The sequence below is a fragment of the Chloroflexota bacterium genome (assembly GCA_014360905.1).
GTDB lineage: Bacteria > Chloroflexota > Anaerolineae > UBA2200 > UBA2200 > JACIWX01.
In genome coordinates this window covers 198,157-207,270 of sequence record JACIWW010000002.1, presented here as the reverse complement: position 1 = coordinate 207,270, position 9,114 = coordinate 198,157, and the positions used below count along the sequence as shown (strand labels likewise).

The following is a 9,114-nucleotide window of genomic DNA, read 5'->3' as shown; positions in this document are numbered from 1 at the left end:
TAGCTCCTCTTGCAAGGCAGCTACTTGTGCGCGCAAAGTATTGTTCTCAGCACGGAGGGCAACGACTTCTTCTTCCAGTGTCATGTGCTCAGTATACCACAGCTAGCCCTAATCTGAACAATTACACTGCGCAAGACGCACAGCTTTGTTAGCATTATACTGTGAAGTATAATCCAGGCAAGTTTCCAGAGGGAGGGTTGTCATGCCTCAAGGGATCACCATTGTGGGGTTAGGCCCGGGGGCGCCGGGTCTTCTTACTGCAGAAGCACAACACGTTTTGCAGAGCGCAGAGGAAATCTATTTGCGCACCAAGCGGCATCCTACAATAGAGGGCTTGGCGCTATCAGCAAAGATTTATTCCTTTGATGATATCTACGAGCGTGCTGCTACCTTCGAACAGGTCTATGATGAAATTGCTTCTAGGATTGTGGATTTGGGCCAGCGTGCGCATGGTGTCATTTATGCCGTGCCTGGCCACCCCCTTGTAGGAGAGGCGTCCGTACAGCGCATCCTCATTCTCGCCAATCAAGTTGGATTGCCGGTGCGCATTGTAGCAGGCTTGAGCTTCATAGAGCCAGTGTGCGCCAAGTTGAAACTAGATCCATTGAATGGCTTGCAGTTGGCTGATGCGACCACGCTGGCCATGTCCCATTATCCAGTGTTTAATCCCGACCTGCCGTTGTTGATTGGTCAGCTTTACAGCCGGGATCTCGCTGCTGATGTCAAGTTGGTACTGTTGATGGCCTACCCTGATGAACATTCAGTTATGTTGATTCAAGCTGCAGGGACTGAAAAGGAAACGCTCTCCACGATGCCGCTCTATGAACTGGATCGCTATGCGGGGATCGATCACCTGACCTCGTTATACGTACCGCCGCTTTCTCAACCAGGCTCCCTCGCCACATTTCAGGAAATAGTGGCGCATTTGCGTGCGCCTGAGGGTTGCCCCTGGGATCGTGAGCAAACGCATCGTTCGCTACGCCCGTTTCTGCTTGAGGAAACGTATGAGGTGTTGCAAGCTCTCGATAATGAGGATTTAACCTCTTTGAAAGAGGAGTTGGGCGACCTTTTGTTGCAGATTCTGTTGCATACCCAGATTGCCATCGAACAAGATGAATTCAAGATGGCAGACGTCGTCTCATACATCGTGGCCAAATTGAAGCGCAGGCACCCCCATGTCTTCGGCCAGGTGCAAGTCTCAAGTGCTCAGGAAGTGTTGGCTAACTGGGAGCGAATAAAGAGCGAAGAAAAGGCACTTCAACACCACGGCGAAGAGAACTATGTTGGAGCAGCAGAGCTCCTAACAGGCATCTCCCCTTCCCTTCCCGCTCTGGCGCGAGCACAAGCACTGCAGTACCGAGTGGAGCGCGCAGGGTTGGATTGGCCGGATATAGAGCATGTATGGTCCAAAGTAGAAGAGGAGTGGAAAGAGCTGCGCGCAGCACATAAAAAAGTGGCACAAGAAACAGAGCTGGGTGATTTATTGTTTTCCCTGGTAAGCCTGGCGCGGTGGATGCATCTGGATGCTGAGAGTGCATTGCGCGAAGCGACAACACGCTTTGAGCAGCGCTTTCGGGAAGTGGAGCGGAAATGTGCTGAGCGTGGACAACAACTACAAGACCTGGAACCGTTAGAGCGGGTAAGGTTATGGAATAATACGAAAAAGCAACACGGCTAACTCTCGAGATCAGCCCGGAGCACGGAAGGCGCATCCGCCTACCTGCAGGTCTCGCTCTGCTCTCTGTGGCATGAGAATTGCTTCCGGCTAATTCTCGTTCAGTAGATAGTTAGCCGTGCTAGCAGTCGGGGCGAGAGGATTTGAACCTCCGACCCCAGCGGCCCGATCGCTGTGCGCTACCAAGCTGCGCTACGCCCCGATAGTAGTTTCTATTATACACGATTCTAAAATTAGGGCAAACTGTAACTGTTCAGATTTGAGGTAAAGAATCTTAAGCGAGCAAGCTCATGTCACAAGATGTAGTAGTGCCACGATAGCTAGGCACTAATAGTAGAAGCCGAGCTATCCACAATCCACTGAACCTAGCCCTAATCTGAACAATTACGGCAAACTCTCACATCAATGGATATATTTGCTGCGCCCTGCAAGCAGCAACGTCAATCAAGCGTGCAAAACCCTTCGGGTCAAACAACTCGCGTCCAAAGTATCCTTTGCGACAAGCTTCTTCATATTGTTGATTGCCCGACTGTAACGCAGCCTCAAAATCCTCTGTGCCCGTCATCGTAGTTTCGAGGAATTCGTATTGATCAAGGCCAGGCCAGATATGCCAGCCAACAAAAGCATGCCCAGGAGTGATGACAATCACCGGTTCGAGACTAGCCAACTCCAGCAAGCTGGCATACAACACCGTGCCATCAATACAGTTGGCACGGCTTTGGCTTTCGTGCAGACTGGTTATAGGCAACCGCACGCGCTGTGTGATTTGTCCTTCCTGCTTGCCAAAATTCAGCGGTGAATTCACATACGCTAAACCTGCATCCTTTTTCAGAGCTTGGTAAATCGCACGTACTTGCTCCCGTACTATCAAACGCGCTTCTGCCGCGCTATTTGCACCTTGGTAACCTGCGATGCAGTGGTTAGGATGATACTCGACTGCCTTGCGCAGGAGGTTTTCTATCTCTGGCATGTGGGGTGTAACGAATGCGCAAAGGTGGTGGGTCAAATCAACAATTTTGCCATCAGGCGCATGGACGCCTAGCAGGGCAGTATCGTAAGCATGGAGTTTAACAGGGTAAGTCTGGTCATGCAAGAGCAATTCCTTGCCAGAGCCAAATTGGTACACCGTGACACGCAGGGTAGCAGGGCGGATCTCGGTCAAAGTCGTACAGGGGCCAAGTTGTAGCAGAGGTAGAAGCGCTACTTCGGTGCATTTACCAGCCGGCACGGTAACGCTGGATACAGCTTCATCGCTGAAACCTTCTATGGTGGCCCTAGCATAGATTTGCGCCAGTTTGTGTTTGCCACGATTGTCTATCGTAATTTGAACCAAAGGAAATTCGGCTTCTGACAAATTGTGACAGAAGGCGGTGGGAATGATGGATGTGAGAAGCCTAACTCTTAGCCTTGGTGCAGTGCTTTCTGAGGGAGCTTCAGCCTGGGCGATGCCTGCTTCCTCAGCTAGGTGCTGGATTGCTTGCGCATACAAGGCATTGTGAGGCAATGCCATTCCATTCTGTTCGCGGATAATGCCCAATAAGCGCAGTTTTTCGTAGCGAAGGCTCAGACGTCTAAAAGGCGTGGGGTGCTGCACAACCTGGAAGGCTGTATCCAGCAAAGCAGGGTCCTGAAGCATATTATGTAGATGGCGGATGTTTTCATCGTTGCTGAGCATCTCTTGGCACGCTTTCATGGCCCAGGATGGCTCAGGCGGGCTGTTTTCCATGTCAGCAAAGTCAGCGAGGTGAGCGGCCATGCGTTGAGTCAGGTAGGGATGACCATGTGTCTGTCCATAGATGGCTTCGGCGAGTTCATGGATCCGTCCCACCTTCATGGAGGTGCCAGAAAAGCCATAAGCCATTAACTGCTTGACCTCACCAAGTGAGAGATCGGGCAAGTAGACGTTGGTAGCGATGTTGCTAAATGGGGAAACTACCGTCATGGTGAGGTTGAGCAACTCGCTGCCACCAGCAAGCAGAAAGATGAAACGGCCCAGTGCCTCGAATCCGGTCAAGAAACGATCGCTGAACACAGCACGCAGCACATTGGCCATGTATATTGCCGTCTTTTCTGGTAGAGAGCCTATTCCATCCAACAGTATAGCAACCCTGCCCACTTGTGCTGGCAGTTCATTGAGCAATTGCTCAAATTCTGGTCCGCTGCTGATTCGATCCGCGATATGCAAGAGAGAGAAAAGTCCCAATTGCTTCACTATTTCTGTGGCCATAAATTGGAAGAGCCCAGAAGGAGTGGCATCTGGGATCAATCGCAGGTTGACCAGAACAGGGGGTAAGTAAGGAGCGATCTCCTTTTGCAGCCGATAGAGAAAGCTGGTTTTGCCCGTTTGCCTGGCACCTACTACCGTGACATATGAGTTGAGCGGGCCCAGGCAAAGGTCGCGTACTTTTCTCAATTCCTTTTTGCGTCCGACGAAAAGCTCACTATCGGCAGGCAAGGGACCTATAAAGTGGAAATGTCCCATACGTAATTTCTCCACAGCGTGCATTTGCAGGATTAGTTTAACTCGTTTGTCATTTAATCTACATATTACACGAGTTCCGCACTACCAGCAAACGGTCTTGACAACGGTTTCGCTATCATCTTTGCAGCAAACAAGGACCCACATCCATTTCCTGGAGCAGCTCGCCGCGTAGACCCATATTGCTTAGCTCCAGCAGTCGCACAGGCAGGATGCGGTTATGCAGATGCAGGTCACTGGTGACCTCGACGCGGATATAGTTATCGGTCAGACCGCTCCAGCGATCACCTATGGCGTGTTCCCAGAGGACATCCATTGTTCTGCCGATGAACTGGTGGTGAAACGCCTCAGCGCTATACCTGGCAATGCCGAGCATGAGATTGCTTCGCTTCTTCTTGATGGATGGATTGACTTGGCCAGACATTGAAGCGGCTGCTGTGCCAGGTCTCGCTGAAAAGGGGAAGACATGGATGCGCGCAAACTTCATCGCAGCCACGAAGGCAGCACTCGTGGCAAATTCTTGCTCATCTTCTCCAGGGAAACCAACAATAATATCGGTGGTCACGGCTAAATTGGGTATCCAGTCACGAGCAGAAGAGAGCAGGTCGCGGTATTGAGCAGTAGTGTAGCGGCGATTCATCCGTTGCAGCGTGGCATCGCATCCACTTTGCAGGGGCATGTGCAAATGACGGCACATGCGCGGGTTCTCCCAGAGATGTAACAGCTCAGGTGTCAAATCCCATGGCTCGATCGAAGAGAGCCTGAGGCGCGGGAAGTCAGTATTGGCAAGTATGGCACGTATCAGGCCGGCGAGTGTTTCGCCCTGCTCACGGCCATAGGCACCAATATGCACACCCGTGAGCACGATCTCCTGATAGCCCTCTTCCTGCCTGGCGATGATTTCGCCCAGGATGTCTGCCAATGGCCGGCTGCGCTGTTTCCCGCGGGCAATGCGCACGACACAATAGGTGCAGGCATTGTCGCAGCCATCCTGGATCTTCACGAAAGCACGGGTATGTCCGAACGACCTATGATGGGGGCTGATGATTTGGCACTGGAGCGATAGGCCAACTTGTTCCGCGATGGTTTCCAGCAGTCGTTCCTTCGCGTCCGTGCCCAGCACGAGGCTGACACCAGGCAGTTCTCTTATTTCATTGGGGTTCATTTCAGCTTCACAGCCTGTAACGGCAATTTGAGCGAGTGGATTGGCCCTGTTGCAACGCCGTATGATCTGATGCGACTTGCGTGCTGCTACATGGGTAACGGTACACGTATTGATAATGCACAAATCAGCAGTGTCAGGACTTGCCACAATAGTATGTCCTGCTCCCACTAAACGCCGAGCCCAGCTTTCGACTTCGCTTTGATTAAGTTTACAACCCAGGGAAGTAAGGTATACGCGCATGTTCCTTTGGTTTTGTCTGCTCTATCTTACCATTCTATAATGATTAATGGAAAAGGTAAAGAGGAGTGCCATTATGTTCCACTTTGTGCGTGAAAGCTTTGTGTTTATCATGGCCAATCTTTTCGATATCACTCTGGCTACGATAGCTTGGCTGCTTCTGCAACTGCCGATCATTACTGGCCCTGGCGCAACCGTGGCGCTATATCACTTTGCTCGCCAAGCTTTGTTACAGGATGAAGCCCAATTCAAGGACTTTGTTCAGGGGCTGAGGAAGTACTTTTGGAAGGGTTGGCTGATTGTATTGCCCTATGGATTGGTCATTCTCGTGCTCATTTATGACATTGTCTTTTTCTTCTCTGCGGAGCAGTCACTAGCCAGGCTTTTGGCCAGTATACCAATGGCGATATTTTCTCTCTTGTTGGTCGTGCAGACCTATGCCTTCGTATTCTTCGTCCGTGAAAATGGTCAGTTTTGGCCAGCTATCAAGAAAGCGTTTCTGTTGGCTATATCGGATATCGTATTTACAGCAGTACTGATGCTATTTGTGTTCTTGTATTTCATTGCACTGTATGCAACTCGGATTGGTCTCGCAATCCTCTTCGTTGGGCCAGTAGCGATGCTACAAAGCAAAGCGGTGCAGTACCTGCTAACCAAACGAGGTATCGCGTTCTGAGTAAAGCAGGCTCAGAATGCTCTTTCCAACGCTTTGCGCAGCGCTTGCTCTTCAGCAGGCAACACTGTGCGCAAGTCAAGCACAAAGCAATCTTTCTCAATGCGTCCTAAAAGTGCTGGAGATCCCAGGCGCAGCCGCCTGGCCAGTTCTTGGGGAGCATCAGTGCGAATAGCTGCCAAGTATGTTGGCAAAGTCTCACCAGGCAGCGACCCTCCTCCAACAGTAGACCATCCCTCCGTTATCTCAGCTTGCACACCCATTGCGCGCAGCCATGCAACTAGCGTTAATGCGCGCGATTGAATTTGCTCAGCATCCATGGCAATCATTTTCCAGACGGGAATCTGTTGGGTTGCTTCACCCTTCAAGTAATGAAGCAAAGTGGCCTGCAGCCCGGCGAGAATGCTCTTGCTGACCCGCAAAGCCCTAGTCAGTGAATGACGCTTGAGGGCTTCGACAAGGTTTTTTCTCCCTATGATGATCCCGGCCTGAGGGCCGCCTAGGAGTTTGTCACCGCTGAAGCAAACGAGGTCAACCCCGGTAGCTAGGCTTTCCTGGACGGTGGGTTCGTGGCTCAGGCCAAATTGTACAGTATCCAACAACGCCCCGCTGCCCAGGTCTTCGATAGCAAGCAAGCCATGAGCGTGCGCCAGGTTTGCCATATCCGCCAGTGGTGTCTCGTGGACAAACCCAAGGATGCGAAAATTGCTGCTGTGTACGTGCAGCAACATAGCTGTATTTGGGGTAATAGCTGCTTCATAATCGTGCAAGTAGGTGCGGTTAGTCGTTCCTACCTCGACCAAGTGTGCTCCACTTTGTGCCATAACCTCTGGAATGCGAAACCCTCCACCAATTTCTACAAGCTGTCCCCTGGAAATGATGACTTCACGCCCCTTGGCTAGGGCCGTCAGGATAAGGAGCACCGCAGCAGCATCGTTGTTGACCACCAAGCCCGCTTCCGCCCCGGTCAAACGGCATAACAATGCCTCTGCGTGCATATAGCGCGAGCCCCGTTCCCCGGCTGGAAGGTCGTATTCCAGATTGCTGTATGCGCTCGTCTCACGCATGGCTTCCTGCGCTGCCTGGCTGAGCGGAGCACGTCCCAAGTTGGTATGGATGATGACGCCGGTAGCGTTAATCACCGGATAGAGGCTGGGACGCAGTACGCTGGACAAGTGAGTTGCTACCCAGCTGCAAAGTTCTGCTGTATCGGGACACGCTTCACCGTCCAGGATAGCCTGGCGCGTATCGGCGAGGACCTCCTGAATCGCCGTTACAACTAGCTCATGGCCATGCTCTTGCAGCAATGCTTGAATAGCAGCCTGTTTCAGAAGCCTATCTACACTTGGGAGTTTTCTCAATTCCTTTTGCATCTCTTGCTTAGCTATTGCTTTCATGTTCGCTCTAACTCGCTCCATCCATAGATGCGGAGGTCAATTCGTCCATCAGGGTCAAATCGAATGCCTTCGTCTTCTAGCAGCACGCGTTGTAGGTTAAAACCACCCGGCAAAGCATGTGTACTTAAAGCTCCCTGCGCATTGACCACACGGTGCCAAGGCACATTGTCTGGACAGACGCGCATTGCCCAACCAACGAGACGGGCACCTCTTGGTTTGCCAAGCGCGGCTGCGATTTGTCCATAAGTAACAACGTGTCCCGCTGGCACTTGGCTCACAAGTTCATATACATTTTGAAAGAAGTGAATATCACTTTGAGATTCCATCTTACGGTTCTCTATTTCCAAGTCAAGCCGGGACACACATCGAGCTCCCAGGCGGATCGTTCGCCAGACATGTGCTTGAAGTAGCCAGCTGAAGCTACCATGGCGGCGTTGTCCGTGCACAATGCGGGTGGTGGATAACGCACTGGCACATTCACCTGGGCCGACATTTTCTGACGCAGCAGTGTGTTGCTTGCTACGCCACCTGCAAGCAGCACTTCTTTCACCTGGAATTCCTCTGCAGCACGCTTGGTCTTCTGCACCAGGACGTCCACCACAGCAGCCTGGAAACTAGCTGCCAAGTCGGCCAACGGCAACTGGCGCAATGGCGATGCTGTATGCACAGTGATAAGCCTGGAGCGCTGTTTGGCAGGTTGCTTACCTGCTCCTTCGTATTTCTGCACGATGCGTAGCACAGCAGTCTTGAGGCCGCTGAAACTGAAATCATAGCCATCTTCGAGCATTGCACGGGGCAAATCGAACCTATTGGGATTGCCACCTTCGGCAGCAGCCTGAATTGCCGGTCCCCCGGGATAACCTAATCCCAAAAGGCGTGCCACTTTATCAAATGCTTCTCCTGCTGCATCGTCCAAAGTGCGGCCTAGCACCCGATACTGCCCATGGCCAGTCATTAACACCAAATCAGTATGCCCTCCAGAGACAATCAGACAAATAAGTGGAAATTGTGGTGGAGGGATGTGCTCCATGTCGTGTAGCGTATGAGGCATATTGGATCGTGTATCGCGCGGCAAAATCAGCCAGTTTGCATAGAGATGGGCCTCGAGATGGTTCACACTAATGAGTGGTAACCTTTTGGCCCAGGCAATCCCTTTAGCCACATTGACACCCACGAGCAGTGAACCGACCAGGCCAGGTCCCGTAGTAACTGCCAGTGCATCCAATGAAGCCCAATCTGCTCTGGCCTGGACTAACGCTTCCCTGATAACAGGTACAATATCCAAGATATGCTGTCGAGAGGCTATCTCAGGAAAGACCCCGCCATAGCGACGGTGCAAGTCAATTTGTGAGGCGACCACATTGGAAAGGATCTCGCGGCCGTCTGCCACTACCGCTGCGGCGGTTTCATCGCATGAAGTTTCTAGACCCAATATCAACGACATCAGGTTCCTGCTAACCAGCAAAAGTTAGAGTATTCCAATTTGGG

General features: G+C 51.8%; 7 protein-coding genes and 1 tRNA gene. 2 read left to right on the top strand and 6 right to left on the bottom strand.

Translation table 11 applies throughout. The features are described from left to right. The first annotated feature begins 202 nt into the window (after positions 1–202). Positions 203–1,678 carry a nucleoside triphosphate pyrophosphohydrolase gene (gene mazG, locus H5T67_01940; protein MBC7244080.1) on the top strand — a complete coding sequence of 492 codons (1,476 nt, stop codon included), beginning with the start codon at positions 203–205 and terminating at the stop codon, positions 1,676–1,678. 125 nt (positions 1,679–1,803) lie between these two features. Here the strand turns inward: mazG and H5T67_01935 are convergent. The 3 genes from H5T67_01935 to mtaB form a co-directional block, all read right to left on the bottom strand. Beyond that, positions 1,804–1,877 (bottom strand) — tRNA-Pro (locus H5T67_01935). Positions 1,878–2,072: 195 nt separating this feature from the next. After that, a complete protein-coding gene (locus H5T67_01930) occupies positions 2,073–4,157 on the bottom strand; it encodes an AAA-like domain-containing protein (GenBank protein MBC7244079.1) in 2,085 nt (694 codons plus the stop codon). A gap of 115 nt (positions 4,158–4,272) precedes the next feature. After that, on the bottom strand, positions 4,273–5,559 hold the full coding sequence (gene mtaB, locus H5T67_01925) for a tRNA (N(6)-L-threonylcarbamoyladenosine(37)-C(2))-methylthiotransferase MtaB (protein MBC7244078.1): 1,287 nt from the start codon (positions 5,557–5,559) through the stop codon (positions 4,273–4,275). A 73-nt stretch (positions 5,560–5,632) separates the two neighbouring features. On the opposite strand from mtaB, the gene H5T67_01920 reads away from it, so the two are divergent. Continuing rightward, entirely contained in the window at positions 5,633–6,232 is a 600-nt protein-coding gene (locus tag H5T67_01920) for a DUF624 domain-containing protein (GenBank protein ID MBC7244077.1), read from the top strand. Positions 6,233–6,243: 11 nt separating this feature from the next. On the opposite strand, the gene H5T67_01915 is transcribed toward H5T67_01920, so the two are convergent. From H5T67_01915 to tsaD, 3 genes are read right to left on the bottom strand one after another with little or no spacing between them, the layout of a single operon-like run. After that, complete coding sequence (locus H5T67_01915; GenBank protein ID MBC7244076.1) at positions 6,244–7,626, bottom strand: L-seryl-tRNA(Sec) selenium transferase; 1,383 nt, start codon at positions 7,624–7,626, stop codon at positions 6,244–6,246. Continuing rightward, positions 7,623–7,952: an MGMT family protein gene (locus H5T67_01910; protein ID MBC7244075.1), complete on the bottom strand. Its 330-nt coding sequence runs from the start codon at positions 7,950–7,952 to the stop codon at positions 7,623–7,625. The genes H5T67_01915 and H5T67_01910 overlap by 4 nt, the downstream gene beginning before the upstream one ends. An 11-nt stretch (positions 7,953–7,963) precedes the next feature. Next, complete coding sequence (tsaD, locus tag H5T67_01905) at positions 7,964–9,070, bottom strand: tRNA (adenosine(37)-N6)-threonylcarbamoyltransferase complex transferase subunit TsaD (protein MBC7244074.1); 1,107 nt, start codon at positions 9,068–9,070, stop codon at positions 7,964–7,966. Between the last annotated feature and the right edge of the window lie 44 nt (positions 9,071–9,114).